The organism is Microbacterium sp. A94 (assembly GCF_051842855.1).
GTDB lineage: Bacteria > Actinomycetota > Actinomycetes > Actinomycetales > Microbacteriaceae > Microbacterium.
The window spans coordinates 37,962-51,909 of the sequence record NZ_JBPXMU010000002.1 but is presented as its reverse complement, the minus strand read 5'-3'; the positions used below and the strand labels follow the sequence as shown (position 1 = coordinate 51,909).

14 protein-coding genes are annotated in these 13,948 nt (G+C 66.4%); 12 read left to right on the top strand and 2 right to left on the bottom strand.

From position 1 onward, the window contains the following. Positions 1–19 precede the first annotated feature (19 nt). From ACSU1L_RS06195 to ACSU1L_RS06160, 8 genes are all read left to right on the top strand, one after another. Positions 20–787, top strand: a complete 768-nt coding sequence (locus ACSU1L_RS06195; protein ID WP_439255086.1) for an SDR family oxidoreductase — start codon at positions 20–22, stop codon at positions 785–787. Further along, positions 784–1,983 (top strand): acyl-CoA dehydrogenase family protein, encoded by a 1,200-nt coding sequence (locus ACSU1L_RS06190; protein ID WP_439255085.1) that lies wholly within the window; start codon positions 784–786, stop codon positions 1,981–1,983. Before ACSU1L_RS06195 ends, ACSU1L_RS06190 begins: the two co-directional genes overlap by 4 nt. Then, on the top strand, positions 1,980–3,074 hold the full coding sequence (locus ACSU1L_RS06185) for a phosphotransferase family protein (protein ID WP_439255084.1): 1,095 nt from the start codon (positions 1,980–1,982) through the stop codon (positions 3,072–3,074). The genes ACSU1L_RS06190 and ACSU1L_RS06185 overlap by 4 nt, the downstream gene beginning before the upstream one ends. 357 nt (positions 3,075–3,431) lie before the next feature. After that, a complete protein-coding gene (locus tag ACSU1L_RS06180) occupies positions 3,432–3,878 on the top strand; it encodes a hypothetical protein (RefSeq protein ID WP_439255083.1) in 447 nt (148 codons plus the stop codon). A gap of 95 nt (positions 3,879–3,973) precedes the next feature. Then, positions 3,974–5,476: a CoA-acylating methylmalonate-semialdehyde dehydrogenase gene (locus tag ACSU1L_RS06175; RefSeq protein WP_439255082.1), complete on the top strand. Its 1,503-nt coding sequence runs from the start codon at positions 3,974–3,976 to the stop codon at positions 5,474–5,476. 14 nt (positions 5,477–5,490) lie between these two features. Beyond that, positions 5,491–6,678 carry an acyl-CoA dehydrogenase family protein gene (locus tag ACSU1L_RS06170; protein WP_439255081.1) on the top strand — a complete coding sequence of 396 codons (1,188 nt, stop codon included), beginning with the start codon at positions 5,491–5,493 and terminating at the stop codon, positions 6,676–6,678. Further along, complete coding sequence (mmsB, locus tag ACSU1L_RS06165) at positions 6,675–7,562, top strand: 3-hydroxyisobutyrate dehydrogenase (RefSeq protein ID WP_439255080.1); 888 nt, start codon at positions 6,675–6,677, stop codon at positions 7,560–7,562. The genes ACSU1L_RS06170 and mmsB overlap by 4 nt, the downstream gene beginning before the upstream one ends. A gap of 159 nt (positions 7,563–7,721) precedes the next feature. Further along, complete coding sequence (locus ACSU1L_RS06160) at positions 7,722–8,498, top strand: enoyl-CoA hydratase-related protein (RefSeq protein WP_439255079.1); 777 nt, start codon at positions 7,722–7,724, stop codon at positions 8,496–8,498. 28 nt (positions 8,499–8,526) lie between these two features. On the opposite strand, the gene ACSU1L_RS06155 is transcribed toward ACSU1L_RS06160, so the two are convergent. Beyond that, the gene (locus ACSU1L_RS06155; protein WP_439255078.1) at positions 8,527–8,976 is read right to left on the bottom strand and encodes an SRPBCC family protein; all 450 of its coding nucleotides are present in this window, start codon (positions 8,974–8,976) and stop codon (positions 8,527–8,529) included. Continuing rightward, positions 8,976–9,512, bottom strand: a complete 537-nt coding sequence (locus ACSU1L_RS06150) for a MarR family winged helix-turn-helix transcriptional regulator (RefSeq protein WP_439255077.1) — start codon at positions 9,510–9,512, stop codon at positions 8,976–8,978. Before ACSU1L_RS06150 ends, ACSU1L_RS06155 begins: the two co-directional genes overlap by 1 nt. Before the next feature lie 154 nt (positions 9,513–9,666). Between ACSU1L_RS06150 and ACSU1L_RS06145 the strand changes: the two genes are divergently transcribed. Genes ACSU1L_RS06145 through ACSU1L_RS06130 form a run of 4 tightly spaced genes read left to right on the top strand, consistent with a single transcriptional unit; the run spans position 9,667 to position 13,947 of the window. Further along, positions 9,667–10,443 carry an electron transfer flavoprotein subunit beta/FixA family protein gene (locus ACSU1L_RS06145; RefSeq protein WP_438254089.1) on the top strand — a complete coding sequence of 259 codons (777 nt, stop codon included), beginning with the start codon at positions 9,667–9,669 and terminating at the stop codon, positions 10,441–10,443. A 2-nt stretch (positions 10,444–10,445) separates the two neighbouring features. Next, positions 10,446–11,417: an electron transfer flavoprotein subunit alpha/FixB family protein gene (locus tag ACSU1L_RS06140; protein ID WP_438254090.1), complete on the top strand. Its 972-nt coding sequence runs from the start codon at positions 10,446–10,448 to the stop codon at positions 11,415–11,417. Positions 11,418–11,419: 2 nt separating this feature from the next. After that, complete coding sequence (locus tag ACSU1L_RS06135) at positions 11,420–13,087, top strand: cytochrome b/b6 domain-containing protein (protein WP_439255076.1); 1,668 nt, start codon at positions 11,420–11,422, stop codon at positions 13,085–13,087. Beyond that, positions 13,087–13,947, top strand: coding sequence for an alpha/beta fold hydrolase (locus ACSU1L_RS06130; RefSeq protein ID WP_439255075.1), 861 nt, complete (start codon positions 13,087–13,089; stop codon positions 13,945–13,947). The genes ACSU1L_RS06135 and ACSU1L_RS06130 overlap by 1 nt, the downstream gene beginning before the upstream one ends. Position 13,948: the final 1 nt, after the last annotated feature.

Below are 13,948 nucleotides of genomic sequence, written 5' to 3'. Positions count from 1 at the left end.
TTGATCAAGGGAGATCTTCATGACGCACGTCGATGGACCGCTGACCGGGCGCACGGCGCTGGTCACCGGCGCCAGTAGGGGGATCGGGCTGGCTATTGCGCAGCGCCTGATCGCGGACGGCGCCTCGGTGTGCCTGACTGCCCGCCGCGAGGAGCAGTTGGCCGAAGCCGTCGACGGTCTCGGAGACCGCGCGATCGGCGTCGCCGGGGCTGCCGACGATCCGGTGCACCGCGCCGAGGTGTTCGAACGGATCGCGACTGAGTTCGGCCGCCTCGACATCCTCATCAACAACGCCGGTATCAATCCGGTCTACGGCACGCTCGCCGGCCTCGACCTCGATGCGGCGCGCAAGGTGCTCGAGGTCAACGTCATCGGCACTCTCGCCTGGACGCAGGAGGCGGTGGGTGCCGGCCTCGGCGCGCAGCCGAACGCCGGCGTTGTCGTCAACGTCTCCTCCGTCACCGGTGAGGTGCCCTCTCCCGGCATCGGCTGGTACGGCGTGACCAAGGCGGCCGTCAGTCACCTCACCCGCACGCTGTCGGTCGAGCTCGCACCGCGCATCCGGGTGAACGCGGTGGCACCTGCGGTCGTGAAGACGCGGTTCGCCCGCGCGCTGTACGAGGGACGCGAGGGCGAGATCGCCGCCGACTATCCGATGGGCAGACTCGGCACGCCGGAAGACGTGGCGGATGCCGTCGCCTATCTCTGCGTCGACGGCTCGGGGTGGGTCACCGGGCAGGTTCTCAACCTCGACGGCGGACTGCTGAACGCCGGAGGGACGGCATGAAGGACCTGGTTGCGCGCACGCGCGCCTTCGTCCGGGGCGTCGTCATCCCCGCCGAACCCGGCTGGGGCGAGACGCTGTCGGGTGCCGCGCTGCAGGGCCTGCGCGCCCAGGCGCAGGCCGCTGGGGTGTACGCGCCGCACGCGCCGCGCGAGTATGGCGGTCTCGGGTTGTCGCTGCCCGAATGGTCGCCGGTGTTCCAGGAGGCTGGATACTCGCTGATCGGACCAGCTGTTCTCAACTGCATGGCGCCCGATGAGGGCAACATGCGACTGCTCGAAGTCGTCGCCACCGACGACCAGAAAGAGCGGTACCTGCGCCCGCTGGTGGACGGCAGTGTCCGTTCGTCGTTCGCGATGACGGAGCCGCACCCCGGCGCCGGGTCCGACCCGGATGCCCTGGCCACCGTCGCCGAGCGCGTCGACGGCGGCTGGAGGATCAGCGGTGAGAAACGGTTCATCTCCGGGGCCGAGGGCGCGAGCTTCGCGATCGTGATGGCGCGCACGGCCGCGGACGGCGAGCATCCGGCCGGGGCGACGATGCTGCTGACGCCGCTCTCGGCTGACGGCGTGCGCATCGGTCCCGGCATCCGCACGATCGAGGCGGCGATCGCCGGCGGGCATCCGCATGTCGTCTTCCGTGATGTGTTCGTGCCCGACGCCGACGTGCTCGGCACACCCGGCGCGGGCTTCCGCTACGCGCAGGTGCGGCTCGGGCCCGCACGTCTCACGCACTGCATGCGCTGGCTGGGGCTGGCGCGGCGGGCGTTCGACATCAGCCTCGACCGTGCCAACGGTCGCTCACTCTTCGGAGCGCAGCTCGCTGACCTCGGCGTTGCGCAGGCGATGATCGCGGACAGCACGATTGACATCGAGACGTCCGCCGCGATCATCGACCGTGCCGCGCGGGTGCTCGACGACGATCCGCGTGCCGGTGCCGCGCTGTCATCGATCGCGAAGGTGCACTGCTCGGAGGCGGTGTTCCGGGTGATCGATCGTGCAGTCCAGCTGTGCGGCGGCGACGGAGTGAGCTCCGGCCTGCCGCTGATCCAGTACCTCAACGAGGTGCGGCCGTTCCGGATCTACGACGGGTCGAGCGAGACGCATCGCTGGGCGATTGCACGACGGGCCGCGAAGGCTCGGCAGCGGGCTGTGGATGCCGGGGAACCCCGCCGTGACATCGTCGGAGGTGCACCATGAACGCCACCGACCTCGAGGTGGTACGCACGTGGGATGAAGCGGCCCTGCTGGATCGGCCCCCGCTGCTCGTGCTCGAACCGCTCGGCGAGCGTCTCGCCTCGGTCGGGCTGGGGCTGGCCGGAATCGGTGGGGGCGAGATCCGCTGGGCCCGGATCGGCGAGGGGCACTCGAACGTGACCTTCTTGCTCGAGCTTGCCGGCCGCAGGCTCGTGCTGCGCCGGGGTCCGCGGCCCCCGCTCCCGCCGTCAACGCACGACATGCTGCGCGAGGCGCGGGTCCAGAGGTTACTCGCCGCAGACGGGGTGCCCGTGCCGACGATCGTCGACGTGTGCGATGACGAGAGCGTGCTGGGTGTGCCGTTCTACGTCATGGAGCATCTCGACGGAGAGGTCGTCACCGATCTGATGCCGACGCACCTCGACACTGATGAGGGTCGTACGGCGCTTCCCTTCGCGGCCGTCGACGCGCTCGCCGGGCTCCACGCGCTCGATGTCAGCGCGGGCGATCTGGCCGGGCTTGGCCGCCCGGACGGGTATCTTGGCCGGCAGGTGGAGCGCTTCGCATCTCTGTGGCCGAAGGCGTCGCGGCGGACACTTCCCGAGGTGGACCGCATCGCCGAGTGGCTGCGGGACAACCTGCCGGTCTCGGCGCGGGCATCCGTCGTGCATGGCGACTACCGCATCGGGAACCTGATGTTCCGGGGGTCGGGGCCGGCGGAGGTGCAGGCGATCCTGGACTGGGAGATGGCGACGCTCGGTGACCCGCTCGCCGACCTCGGCTATCTCGTTGCGACGTATGCCAGCCCGGATGCCGCGCCCACACCGCTCGAGCTGACGACCGTGACCCGCGGGGAGGGGTATCCGCGACGAGCGGAGCTGGTCGGGCGGTACGTCGCCCGCACCGGCGCGGACGTCTCGGCGCTGTCTTGGTACGAGGTGCTCGCGCTGTGGAAGGCCGCCGTGTTCTGCGAGGCCATCTACACGCGCTGGCTGGACGGCGAGCGTCCCGGTGACACCTTCGGACCGACGCTGGAGGTCGGGGTGCCGACGCTGTTGGCTGCTGCTGCGGCAGCGGCGGCAGCAGCCCGGTAGCCGGGGCTGAACCCGCCGTTCGAATCGCTCAAAGTGCTCCATTCGGCGTCGAACGGAGCACTTTGAGCGATTCGAAAGGGAAGACCCCCGCCGACCCGATTCGGCGGGGGTCCTTTCGCGGTCTGATGACCGCGGCGGGAGCTGTGCTCACCGTTGTGCGGGACGTTTATGACTACCCGATCCGGTCTGAACCTTCCGCACATCTGCAGTTGTAATCGGCGCACATGTCCGGATGGTGAACAGCACTCAACGAAAGGGCGGCGACTTGTTATGCACAGTCGTCGGATCGTGGCCATCTGTGCACAGGCCGCGGAATTCCGGGCTCGTCCTCCGCGCAGAACAGTCATCATCGGGGGCATGACAAATACAACCCCGCACCTCAAAGATCGAGTCCTCGACAGTGATGATGACCTGCGCGATGTTCTGGAGCTCCTGCTGCAGCGCGCGAATCAACGGCAGATGTGGTTGATGTTCATGGATGATCGCGGATGCCTCGGAGATCCGTTCATGCCGATGAGCGACTACCCCGTAGACCCGAACGCCGTCGTCGAACTCGACGACCTCGGCGCTGTCACCAACGCCTATCTGCTCATGAATCGGGCAGGGCTCATGCTGGAGGCGACCGGAAACACCAGCGTGATCCTCGCCTGGGAGCGTCGCGGTCCCAGCGCGGTGGTCGACGTCGATCGCTCCTGGGCGCGAGCGATGGCAGAAGCAGCGGCCGAGATGGAGATTCCCCTGCGCACCCAGTTCGTCGTGCACTCGCGTGGTGTGCGCCAGTTGCACCCCGATGACTACCTGTGACCCCGCATCGCAGATGCAAGGGCTCCCTAGTAAATCTCAGGAGATCCGCGTAATATGAACATCGTGCCAATGAAGGCACGAAGGGACATCACACAATGATTCGTACCATTCCACATTTTGTTGGCGGATCGCTCCTCACCCCGGATGCTGGCCGCTTCAACGACGTCTACGACCCAAGCTCGGGCGAGGTGCAGGCACAGGTGCCGCTGGCCTCGGCCGACGAGGTGCGCGAGGTGATCGCGAACGCCGAAGCTGCGCAGCCGGCGTGGGCAGCGACCAATCCGCAGAAGCGCGCTCGGGTGCTGTTGCGCTTCCTCGAACTTGTCCACCGCGATATGGATGAGCTGGCGCGGCTGTTGTCCAGCGAACACGGCAAAACCTTTGACGATGCGAAGGGAGACATCCAGCGCGGCCTTGAAGTGATCGAGTTCTCCGCCGGCGCGCCGCATCTGCTCAAGGGGGAGTACTCCACGGCCGCCGGTACCGGGATCGACGTATATTCCATGCGTCAGCCACTCGGAGTGGTCGCCGGCATCACACCGTTCAACTTCCCGGCAATGATCCCGCTGTGGAAGGCAGGGCCCGCGCTCGCGGCGGGGAACGCCTTCATCCTCAAACCCAGTGAGCGTGATCCCTCGGTTCCGGTGCGTCTTGCCGCGTTGTTCGTCGAGGCTGGTCTTCCCGCTGGCATCTTCAACGTCGTGCACGGTGATAAAGAGGCCGTTGACACCCTGTTGACGGATCCGCGCGTGCAGGCCATCGGCTTCGTCGGCTCGACCCCGATCGCCGAGCACATCTACACGACGGCAACGGCGCACGGCAAGCGCGCGCAGTGCTTCGGTGGTGCCAAGAACCACATGATCGTCATGCCGGATGCTGACCTCGACCAGGTCGCGGATGCCCTGATCGGAGCCGGCTACGGCTCGGCAGGGGAGCGCTGCATGGCGATCTCGGTCGCTGTGCCGGTCGGCGAGGAGACCGCGGATGCACTGGCCGCGAAGCTCGCTGAACGGGTACGTGAACTGCGCGTAGGCCCGTCGCTTGCGGAAGATGTTGACTACGGGCCCCTGATCGCGCGTTCTGCGGTGGAGCGTATCGAGGGGTACATCCAGCAGGGAGTCGATGAGGGCGCAACGCTGCTCGCAGACGGACGCGGCCTCACCGTACCCGGGCATGAACAAGGTTTCTACCTCGGTCCGACCCTGTTCGACCACGTCACAACCGACATGGCGATCTACCGTGAAGAGGTTTTCGGACCGGTTCTCGTGATCGCGCGCGCTACGGACTACGAAGAGGCGCTGGCGATGGCATCCGATCACGAATTCGGAAACGGCGTGGCGATCTTCACCCGCGACGGCGACGCCGCCCGCGACTTCACCGCACGCGTGAACGTCGGGATGGTCGGAGTCAACGTGCCGATTCCGGTGCCGATCGCCTACTTCACCTTCGGCGGATGGAAGAGGTCCGGTTTCGGTGACCTGAATCAGCACGGCACCGATGCGTTCCGCTTTTACACGAAGACCAAGACGGTGACGAGCCGCTGGCCCTCCGCGGGGATCCGCGAGGGCGCCAGCTTCGTCATCCCGACCATGCACTGACCCAGGATGCCGACATGACGACAACCACATCACCCACCACAGTCGAAGAGCGCGAAGCGATCCTGAGCGCCGTCCGTGAGTACGCCGATACCGAACTCGCGCCGTTTGCGACCGAACGCGACGAGAAGCACATCTTCCCGCGCGAGGCGCTGCACCGCGGCGGAGAGCTCGGGCTCGGCGGCATCTATGTGCGCGAGGAATCTGGCGGCACCGGCCTCGGGCGGGTCGATACCGTGGCGATCTTCGAAGAACTCGCCCAGGGTGACCCGACGCTCGCGGCATACATTTCGATCCACAACATGGTCGCCTGGATCATCGACACCTATGGCGATGACGCTCAGCGCGCGCGATGGCTTCCGAACTTGGTTGAGATGGCCGAATTCGGCAGCTACTGCCTCACGGAGCCGGGCGCGGGATCCGACGCCGCCGCGATCACCACGAGCGCTCGGCGCGACGGCGATGAGTACGAAATCACCGGGGTGAAGCAGTTCATCTCCGGCGCCGGTGAAGCCGGTGTGTACGTGGTCATGGCGCGCACCGGGGAAGCATCCTCAGGCGCCCGCGGCATCAGCGCTTTTCTCGTCCCCGCCGATTCCCCGGGGCTGAGTTTCGGCGCACTCGAGAAAAAGATGGGGTGGCACGCGCAGCCCACCAGGCAGGTCATCCTCGATGGTGTGCGGGTGCCGGCATCCGCGATGCTCGGCGACGAGGGCCAGGGGTTCGCCATCGCGATGTCAGCGCTCAACGGCGGCCGACTGAACATCGCAGCCTGTTCGCTGGGCGGGGCGCAGTGGGCGCTCGATCGCGCGGTGCAGTACGCGCAGGAGCGTGTCGCCTTCGGTGATCCGTTGGCCGAGAAACAGTCGATCCTCTTCACGGTCGCCGACATGCGCACAGAGCTGCAAGCAGCGCGGCTGATGGTTCGTGACGGCGCTCAGGCGGTCGACGACCACGCGCCGGATGCCACGATGCGCTGTGCGATGGCGAAGCGATTCGCAACCGATGCCGCATTCGACATCGCAAACCGTGCCCTTCAGCTGCACGGCGGCTATGGGTACCTCCAGGACTACGGAATCGAGAAGGTTGTGCGCGACCTGCGAGTGCACCAGATCCTCGAGGGAACCAACGAAATCATGCGGCTCATTGTCGGGCGCGAGATGCTCCGACCGGCAGGATCCGCGTCGATGAGGAGCGGATCATGAGTCGCATCGCGTTCTTGGGCCTCGGGCACATGGGGCTGCCGATGGCCGTCAATCTGGTGAGGGCTGGCCACGACGTGCACGGCTTCGACCTCGTTCCTGCGGCAATCGAGGCAGCGCAGGCGGCGGGAATCCCAATCGCGCCCAGTGTGGTGGATGCCGTGGCCGACGTTGATGTCGTGATCACGATGTTCCCGGCAGGCAAGCACGTGATCGACGCGTATCTGGGCGGGCTGCTGGCTGCAGCAAAGCCGGGCACGCTGTTCATCGAATCGTCGACGATCGCCGTGGACGAAGCGCAGACCGCTCACGCGTTGGCGGTGGATGCCGGGCATCGCAGCGTGGATGCCCCGGTATCCGGCGGCGTCGTCGGAGCGGAGAACGGCACCCTCGCGTTCATGGTCGGAGGCTCGTCAGAGGACTTCGATGCGGCTCTGCCGCTGCTCGAGGCGATGGGCAAGCGCATTGTGCACTGTGGTGGGCCAGGGCTCGGGCAGGCGGCGAAGGTGTGCAACAACATGATCCTCGCGGTGTCGCAGATCGCGGTGGCTGAGGCATTCGTGCTCGGCGAGCGGCTCGGCCTCGAGCCCCAGGCGCTGTTCGATGTGGCAGCCAACGCCTCAGGGCAGTGCTGGGCGCTGACGACGAACTGTCCGGTGCCGGGGCCGGTGCCGACGAGCCCCGCGAACCGCGACTACCAGCCCGGATTCGCTGGTGCGCTGATGGCGAAGGACCTCGGATTGGCGTTGCAGGCGATCGAGGGAACGGGAACGGATGCCCGGATGGGCATGCTCGCCCAACAGATCTACGCGGCGTTCGCTGCCGGCGATGGCGCGGGGCGTGACTTCTCCGGCATCATCACCGACATCCGCGACGGGAACGTGTGACTTCGCTGCGCCCGGCTACGCATGTCAGCCGAAAGGCACACCTGTCAGTCGATTCCGCCGATTCTGGCTGGCATCCGTGGAAACCACTGACAGGTGTCGCCGACGGATGCACGGACTGCTGAGGAGACATACTGAAGTGACCCCGATGGAGAGGACACTATGACCGAGTACGAGACGATCCTGGTCACCCAGCGCGGCCGTGTTGGATGGATCACCCTGAACCGTCCGCAGGCGCTGAACGCCCTGAACTCTCAGGTGGCGAAGGAGATGACCGCGGCCGCCCAGGCCTTCGATGCGGATGACGGCGTGGGCGCTATCGTCGTGACCGGTTCGGAGAAGGCATTCGCCGCGGGTGCCGACATCAAAGAGATGCAGGCGATGTCGGGTGCCGAGATGCGCGAGACGGACCACTTCGGAAGCTGGAACGACTTCGCCGCAGTCCGCACGCCGGTGATCGCCGCCGTGAGTGGCTTCGCGCTGGGCGGCGGGTGCGAACTGGCCATGACGTGCGACATCATCCTCGCCGCCGATACCGCGAAGTTCGGCCAGCCGGAGATCAATCTCGGCGTGATCCCCGGGATGGGCGGGACGCAGCGTCTCATCCGGGCGATCGGCTATTACAAGGCAGCCGAGCTGATCCTCTCCGGACGGATGATGGGAGCTGAGGAAGCGGAGCGTGCGGGTCTCGTGTCGCGGGTGGTTGTGGCATCCGATCTGCTCGACGAAGCAGAGAAGCTGTCCACGACGATCGCGTCGAAGGGACTGCCGTCGCTTTATGCGGCGAAGGCGACGCTGGATGCCGCTATGGAGACCACTCTCGCTGACGGTCTCGCCGTCGAGAAGCAGGCGTTCGCCGAACTCTTCGACACGGCAGATCAAAAAGAGGGCATGGCGGCGTTCCTGGAGAAGAGGACCCCACAGTTCCGAAACCGTTAGATTTCCCGCCGCGCAGGTGTAGCGGGCGTCAGCCTTCCAAAGCCGCGGCCAGCGCATCATTGCGCTCGTCGATCAAACGGCGCATGTACTCACGCAAGAACAGGCGGTCGACAAGCGCGCCGATTGGGCCGAACGGTGAGCGGAACGCGACAGTGTCCCGCATCAGCGTGCCGTCCGGATGCTCCTGAAAAACATGCTCGTGCTGAAAGTCTCCGAACGGCCCCTTCGTCTGCCGATCGCAGAAGCGGTGTGGCTCATCGATATCGAACACAACAGTGCTGAGGTGAAACGGCACTCCGAAATGGCGTGCGCGCCAGGTCACCGTCGAGCCCTCAGTGAAAACGCCGACCGCAGGACCCGCGACCATCGTCTCGCCGTACTGTGCCATCGATTCGACATGCAGGGCCGGGTCGAGGGAGGCCGCGAACACATTGGCGGGCGCCGTGCGGATGACGCGCTCGAGCACGAACTGCGCCATCAGAGCGGATCAGGCTGCGGACGCGGGTCGGTGAAGTCGCCCGCATCGCGGCGCAGCCGAGCGACGATGGCGACGAGGTCGGCGGCATCTGCAGGGGTCATCCCGGGAGCCGCGAAGACCTCTTCATTCAGGGCAGCCGTTGCTCGTTCGGCCAGATCCCGGCCGGCTGCGGTGAGAGAGAGCATCGCCGCTCGCCCGTCATGCGGATGGGGTTCACGCGTGATCAAGCCGTCGCGCACGAGCCGTTCCGCCGTGCTGGTGACGCTGGTCGCGTGCACCTGCAGCCGGGCGACGACGCTCGAGAGCGGAAGGATGCCGGAACGGCTGAAAGCCAGCAGTCGCAGTACCTCGTATCGCGCGAACGAGAGTCCGAACGGCCTCAGAGATGTATCCACTCGCGCCAGCAGCAGCTGCTGCGCTCGCATAACAGAGATGACGGCAGTCATGCCGTCTGCGGCATCCGTCCACCCGTGCTCCAGCCACTGGCGCTTCGCCTCAGCGAGCGGGTCGATCGGGAGCGGACGGGATCGGGACACAGCTCTACGCTACTGGTTGCCGCGCGGGCATCCGGAATCGTGCAGTGTGTATACATTCAGCGCGCTCAGGCGGGATCATTATGGAGAGAACAGCTCAGTTTGGCTACATTGACCCGGATGCCGTTAGACTCGGCCGTGTCGTGAGGAGCATTCGATGAAGATCTTCGTCCTGGTCAAAGAGGTGCCGGACACCTATGGCGATCGCAAGCTGAATCTGGAGACAGGCCTGGCCGATCGTGCGGCAGGTGACGTGGTCCTGGATGAGATCACCGAGCGTGCGCTTGAGGTTGCCCTCTCCTACGCAGGGAAGGCGGACGGCACTGAAGTGGTCGCTCTCGCCATGGCTCCGGAGTCGTCCACAGCATCCATCCGTCGCGCGCTCGCGATCGGCGCAGCATCCGCTGTGCACATCGTCGACGAGCAGCTCGCCGGCGCCGACCTGGGGCTGACAGCTGAAGTGCTGGCCGCGGCTATCCGCCGTGCAGAGCCCGACCTGGTCATCACCGGAAACCTGTCCACGGACGGTTCCGGCGGGATGATCCCGGCGATGCTCGCCGAGCACCTCGGCTACGCACAGGCGACCGCGCTAAGTGCGGTGGAGATCACCGCCGATGGCGTGAACGGCTCCCGTGCCGCCGACGATGGGACGCAGCCGGTGTCGGTGTCATTCCCGGCCGTGATCTCGATCACCGAGGCTTTGCCGGATGCGCGGTTCCCGAACTTCAAGGGCATCATGGCGGCGAAGAAGAAGCCGCTCGAGACGCTGTCGCTCGATGATCTCGGCGTCTCTGCGGACCCGGCCGCGGCGCCCCGCACGATCATGACGACTGTGTCCGAGAAGCCCCCGCGTGCGGCGGGCGTGAAGATCACCGATGAGGGCGACGCCGGCGCGAAGCTGGTCGAGTACCTCGTGCAGAACAGGCTGGTGTGACGATGAGCTACCCCGACAACTCGATCCTCGTACTGGTGGATGTGACTCCCGCCGGAGACGCTGCGACCTCAACTGCTGCGCTGATCGGCGCCGCATCCCTGATCGGCTCGCCGGTCGCTGTGGTTGCCGGAGGCTCGCAGGCTGCGGTGGATGCCGCGGCCGCTGCTGGTGCATCCATCGTGTTGACCGCCGACGCTGACGCCGGATCGCTCACCGTGCCGGTGGTTGATGCGCTGCAGGCGGCATTCCAGCGTGTGCAGCCCGATGCCGTGCTGGTGTCGAACTCGATCGCCGGTCGTGACGTCGCGGGTCGTTTCGCGGTGCGCGAGAAGCTCGCCCTGTCGATCGATGCGATCGGCGTGACCCGCGATGACGAGGGCATTGTCGCCAACCATTCGGTTTATGGCGGTGCCTATCTGGTTGATTCGGCGCCGACGTATGGTGCGCCGGTCATCACCGTCCGTCAGGGCGCGGTGGATGCTCGCGCCGAGGCTGTCGCTTCGCCGACGGTTGAGGCTCTCGAGGTCACGGCGTCCGGTGCTGCTGCGGCAACTGCCGGTGCGGTCGAGGTCGTCGAGGTGGCGTCGTCTCGCCCGGATCTGCGGGGTGCGGCGAAGGTTGTCTCTGGCGGCCGCGGGCTCGGCTCGAAGGAGAAGTTCGTGCTCGTCGAACAGCTGGCCGACGCGCTCGGCGCTGCGGTGGGCGCTTCGCGCGCGGCGGTCGATGCCGGGTACATCCCGTACGCGCATCAGGTCGGTCAGACCGGTGTTTCGGTGGCGCCGCAGCTGTATATCGCACTCGGAATTTCTGGTGCGATCCAGCACCGTGCCGGTATGCAGACCGCGAAGAACATCGTCGCGATCAACAAGGACGGCGAGGCGCCGATCTTCGACGTCGCCGACTTCGGCATCGTCGGTGACGTGTTCACCATCGTGCCGCAGGTGATCGAGGCGCTCGAAGCGCGGAAGAAGTAGTCATGGCGACGCGGATGCTGCGGCGCGGGCTGCCGCGTGTAATTGGTGGCGAGCCCTGGCCTCCGGCCAGCGACGTCGAGGTTGCGGATGCTGTGGCTGAGGCCGTCGCGCCCGCCAGTGTGCAGGAAGTATCGGCCGCTGAGTCGCAGGTCTCGGTCGCTGAGCCTGTCGAAGTGTCCGATACTTCTGGGCCGAACCCTTCGACGGGTTCAGGGAACAGCTCGAGCGGCTCAGCCGTCGTGCGGAATCTTCGTCGCGGACTGCCGCGCACGCCCGGTGGCGAGCCGTGGCCTCGCGCAGATGCTGCTCCGGCGGCAAGTCCTGCTTCGGATGTCGCTGCTCCTGTAGTTGCCGCCGCCCCGGTCGCAGCCGCTGCTGCTCCCACCGCTACCGACGCCCCCGTGGCTGCCGCAGCTCCTGCCGCTGCCACGTCTGCCGCCGGCGGAACCGCGCTGCGCCGCGGGCTTCCTCGCACGCCGGGCGGCGAGTCGTGGCCACCCGCTGGTACGAGTGTGGCTGCGCGGGTATCGGACCCTTCGACAGGCTCAGGGTCCGAAGCAGGCCCAGGGACCGAAGCAGGCTCAGCGGTCGAGGCTACCGAATCAACTGTGGCCGCAGCATCCGGCGAACCGGCTGCCGCAGGCGCGCTGGTATCGCTCGATGTGAGCGATCCGCTGCCGTTCCCGCAGACGGTCTTCCCCGGCAAGTATGCATTCACGCATCTGGCGCCGGAACCGGAGCCTGAGCGCATCGGCCCGTTCACGAAGGCACAGTGGGCCGGCACCGTAATCATCGGTGGCCTCGGCCTGCTCGGAGCCGCGGCAATGGCCGTGGTGTTCGTCCGCTGGTTCCTCACCCTGACGTTCATGCAGGACTTCCTCACGACCTACCCCGGCGAATACCACCTGCCCGAGGGGGCGCCGGTGGGCTTCCCCGGGTGGCTCGGGTGGCAGCACTTCTTCAACGTGTTCCTGATGGTGCTGATCATCCGCTCGGGTCTCAGCGTGCGTCACGACAAGCGCCCGACCGCGTTCTGGACCGCGCGCGGAAACGCGAAGACCAAGATCAGTCTGACGCTCTGGTTCCACCAGGCGCTCGACATCCTGTGGCTCGTGAATGGCATTGTCTTCGTGATCCTGCTGTTCGTGACCGGACAGTGGATGCGCGTGATCCCCACCAGCTGGGAAGTCTTCCCGAACGCCCTGTCGGCTGCGCTGCAGTACGTGTCGTTGGACTGGCCGACCGAGAACGGTTGGGTGAACTACAACTCGCTGCAGCAGCTCGCCTACGGCACGACGATCTTCATCGCCGCTCCTCTCGCCGCCATCACCGGTGTGCGGATGAGTGGACTGTGGCCGAAGAACGCCACGAAGCTGAACAAGGCCTACCCGGTTGAGTGGGCGCGTGCGCTGCACTTCCCGGTGATGCTCTACTTCGTCGTGTTCATCTTCATCCACGTCGCCCTCGTGCTCACCACCGGTGCGCTGCGCAACCTGAACCATATGTATGCCGCGCAGGGCTCCGTCGATGGCGCCGCCTACGCAGATAACTGGACCGGGTTCTGGATGCTGGTGGCATCGCTCGTCGTGATCGCCGCAGCCTGGGTCGCCGCGCGTCCGATGGTGTTGGCGCCCATTGCGAAGCTGTTCGGTAACGTCAGCGCCCGCTGATGTCTGCACCTGACGCTCGGCCGCAACCGGTGCGGGTACACAGTCACGGCATCACCTTGGCCGGCGACTACTGGCCCGCGGCGACCGACATGCAGGGCAGTGTGCTGTTACTGCACGGTGGAGGACAACGCCGACACTCGTGGCGCCGCACGGGGGAGTGGCTCGCGGAGGAGGGCTGGTCCTCGTACGCGTTCGATGCACGCGGGCACGGTGACAGCGACCGTTCACCGACAGGGGACTACTCCGCCTCGGCGCTGGTCGACGACGTTCTCGAGATCATTGAGCAGATCGGCGAGGCGCCGATCCTCGTCGGCGCCTCAATGGGCGGGATGACCTCTCTCATCGCTGAGGGTGAGCGCGGTCCGATCAGTCGCGCGCTCGTTCTGGTCGACATCGTGGCGAAGGTTGAAGCGGCGGGCGCGAGTCGTATCCAAGCGTTCATGTCGAGTGCTCCGAACGGATTCGGCTCACTCCAAGAGGCATCCGATGCCATCGCCGCATACAACCCGCACCGGCCGCGTCCGAAGTCGCTCGATGGACTGCGTAAGAACCTGGTTCTGCGCGCAGACGGGCGCTGGCATTGGCATTGGGACCCGAAGGTGATGTCCCGTGGCACTGAACCGGAGCGGGAGATCCGCTACGAGCGTGCGACTGCGGCGGCCCGGAATATCACGGTTCCCACGCTGCTTGTGCGTGGTGCGCAGTCCGACATCGTCAGCGATGAGGGCCTGCTCCACATGCAGGAACTCATCCCGCACGCCCGGGCTGTCGAGGTGCAGGCCGCGGGTCACATGATTGCGGGCGACGACAACGACGTGTTCACAACGGAGCTGCTGCGCTTCATCCAATCAACGCGCTGAC

Coding starts and splice junctions, on each gene's coding strand:
- ACSU1L_RS06195 (WP_439255086.1), top strand. CDS start 20: ATGACGCACGTCGATGGACCGCTGACCGGGCGCACGGCGCTGGTCACC.
- ACSU1L_RS06190 (WP_439255085.1), top strand. CDS start 784: ATGAAGGACCTGGTTGCGCGCACGCGCGCCTTCGTCCGGGGCGTCGTC.
- ACSU1L_RS06185 (WP_439255084.1), top strand. CDS start 1,980: ATGAACGCCACCGACCTCGAGGTGGTACGCACGTGGGATGAAGCGGCC.
- ACSU1L_RS06180 (WP_439255083.1), top strand. CDS start 3,432: ATGACAAATACAACCCCGCACCTCAAAGATCGAGTCCTCGACAGTGAT.
- ACSU1L_RS06175 (WP_439255082.1), top strand. CDS start 3,974: ATGATTCGTACCATTCCACATTTTGTTGGCGGATCGCTCCTCACCCCG.
- ACSU1L_RS06170 (WP_439255081.1), top strand. CDS start 5,491: ATGACGACAACCACATCACCCACCACAGTCGAAGAGCGCGAAGCGATC.
- mmsB (WP_439255080.1), top strand. CDS start 6,675: ATGAGTCGCATCGCGTTCTTGGGCCTCGGGCACATGGGGCTGCCGATG.
- ACSU1L_RS06160 (WP_439255079.1), top strand. CDS start 7,722: ATGACCGAGTACGAGACGATCCTGGTCACCCAGCGCGGCCGTGTTGGA.
- ACSU1L_RS06155 (WP_439255078.1), bottom strand. CDS start 8,976: ATGGCGCAGTTCGTGCTCGAGCGCGTCATCCGCACGGCGCCCGCCAAT.
- ACSU1L_RS06145 (WP_438254089.1), top strand. CDS start 9,667: ATGAAGATCTTCGTCCTGGTCAAAGAGGTGCCGGACACCTATGGCGAT.
- ACSU1L_RS06140 (WP_438254090.1), top strand. CDS start 10,446: ATGAGCTACCCCGACAACTCGATCCTCGTACTGGTGGATGTGACTCCC.
- ACSU1L_RS06135 (WP_439255076.1), top strand. CDS start 11,420: ATGGCGACGCGGATGCTGCGGCGCGGGCTGCCGCGTGTAATTGGTGGC.
- ACSU1L_RS06130 (WP_439255075.1), top strand. CDS start 13,087: ATGTCTGCACCTGACGCTCGGCCGCAACCGGTGCGGGTACACAGTCAC.